We start from the raw sequence: 2,325 nt of genomic DNA, 5'->3' as shown, positions 1-2,325 counted from the left end.
TTATTCAGTGAGGAGTAAACCCGATGTACCATGAACTAGAAGAAGAGAAAGTCGATCAAACCCTAAGCTGGCGTGAAAAAATGGCAGTTGAAGAACACGAGAAACTGTCGCCCCGTTTAGTGTATGAAATTATCCGCCGTGATGGTGCCGAAGAGTTAGATCGCCCAACAGCCGCACTCATCTTTTCAGGCATTGCAGCAGGTCTAGTCATCAGTTTTTCATTTGTATTTAAAGCGATTATTGCTTCTTATATCCCAACTGATGCCATCTGGACCGATTTAATTACCAATTTCGGTTATACCATTGGATTCCTGATCGCTATTTTAGGACACATGCAACTCTTTACCGAAAATACCATTACTACAGTTGTGCCCCTATTTAAGCCCTTTACCTTAGACAAATTACGAGCTGTAGGCCGTCTATGGGGAATCGTGATTCTATGCAATATTATTGGAACAGCTTTGGCGAGTTTATTCTTCCTGACCACCGACCTGTTTACTCCAAACATTGATAAAGCACTAGATGAGCTCGCACATCATGTTGCGTCTTTTTCCGCCACCCAAAATCTGCTTAAAGGGGTTATGTCTGGTCTTTTAATTGCTGCATTGGTCTGGATGCTACCTTCCGTCAGCAATAAGTTCCTAGTCATCTTTTTCATGACTTATCTGATAGGACTAGGCGACTTTACCCATGTGGTCGTTGGCTCTACCGAAATGTCCTATCTGGTCTGGCAAGGAGAAGCTTCTCTTGGTGAATATCTGTTTAATTTCCTGATTCCAACCACCATTGGCAATATTATTGGTGGTACAGGCGTGTTTACCCTGCTGATTTATGGTCAGGTGACTGAAGAATTGGAACAATAGCAGGAAACAATAAAACTATTGTTCCTGCTGCCATCTGCGTTGTTGTAGGCGTTCACCTTCAACTTCACGCTTGTTTCTCGCCGACTCATAGAGTTTGGTTCCCTTTAACTCAGGTGGCAAGTAGTCTTGCAACACAAAGTGCTCTGGGTAGTCATGAGGATAGAGATAATTAATTCCATAACCTTGCTGTTTCATCAGTTTGGTTGGCGCATTTCTCAAGTGTAAAGGTACTGGTAAATTTGCCGTTTTCTCAGCAAGTTCTAAGGCCTTATTAATTGCGAGGTAAGTACTATTACTTTTTGCACTGGTCGCTAAATAAACTGCTGTTTGACCCAAAATAATTCGAGCCTCAGGCATTCCCACCGCCTGTACAGAACGGAAACATTCACCTGCAAGCAATAGTGCATTTGGATTCGAGTTTCCAATGTCTTCTGAAGCGGCAATCAACATACGTCTTGCAATAAAAACCGGATCTTCCCCGCCTTTAAGCATCCGCGCCATCCAGTACAAAGCCGCATCCGGATCACTACCACGAATCGATTTGATAAAGGCAGAAACGAGGTCGTAATGCTGTTCACCCGATTTGTCATAACGCGCAATATTTTGCTGAGCGACTTTTACTACAACTGCATTATTAATCGTATTTTCAACTTCGGGCTCAAAAGTACTTGCAATTAAGTCAAGTAAATTGAGTGCTTTACGGGCATCACCTGCTGCAAACTGTAAAAGAGCATCATACTCTTCAATATGAATATAGCGTTCTTTTAAAAATTTATCGTTTTGGAGTGCATTGTTAAGTAGCGTCTGAATTGCCTCACTGTCTAAACTGTTTAAGGTATAAACCTGACAGCGTGATAAAAGTGCACTATTGACTTCAAAAGACGGGTTTTCAGTGGTCGCACCAATTAAGGTAATTTTACCTTTTTCTACGGCACCTAATAATGCATCTTGCTGTGATTTATTAAAGCGATGGATTTCGTCAATAAAAACTACAGGTGTCAGTAAGTCACCACTTTCTGCAATTACTTCACGTAATTCTTTTACGCCCGTATTTAGCGCAGATAAGCTCACAAATGGACGATCTATTGCCTGAGCTAAAAGCAAAGCAATTGTCGTTTTACCAACGCCTGGCGGCCCCCAAAAAATAATAGAAGGCAAATGCCCCTGATCAATCATTTGACGTAAGGGAGCATGTTCACCTAACAAATGATCTTGCCCAATAATTTCAGACAAGTCTCTCGGGCGCAGGCGTTCAGGAAGTGGAATATGGGTGTCTGACATCTCAAATAGCTTTATCGTCTTTTCACTATAGTCTATTGTGTCTCACAGAAATCTACAATTTGAATCTATGAGACACATCCTTTATTTACAGGGTATTTCCTAGCATTAAGAGGGTTTCTTACTCAGCTTGAGTAAACGAGCATTGGGGCCATCTTCAATTACCCAAATTGAACCGTCTTGT

General features: G+C 41.7%; 2 protein-coding genes. One reads left to right on the top strand and one right to left on the bottom strand.

The window, feature by feature from the left end; all coding sequences use genetic code 11:
- Positions 1-23 precede the first annotated feature (23 nt).
- Positions 24-863, top strand: a complete 840-nt coding sequence (locus VXQ92_RS15835; protein WP_416682452.1) for a formate/nitrite transporter family protein — start codon at positions 24-26, stop codon at positions 861-863.
- A gap of 15 nt (positions 864-878) precedes the next feature.
- Here VXQ92_RS15835 and VXQ92_RS15830 read toward each other — a convergent pair whose 3' ends face one another.
- Positions 879-2,144: a replication-associated recombination protein A gene (locus tag VXQ92_RS15830; protein WP_001285406.1), complete on the bottom strand. Its 1,266-nt coding sequence runs from the start codon at positions 2,142-2,144 to the stop codon at positions 879-881.
- Positions 2,145-2,325: the final 181 nt, after the last annotated feature.

Source organism: Acinetobacter sp. 228 (genome assembly GCF_048147885.1).
Note: the sequence above shows the minus strand (reverse complement) of the source record. Positions and strands in the feature narration are given on the sequence as shown.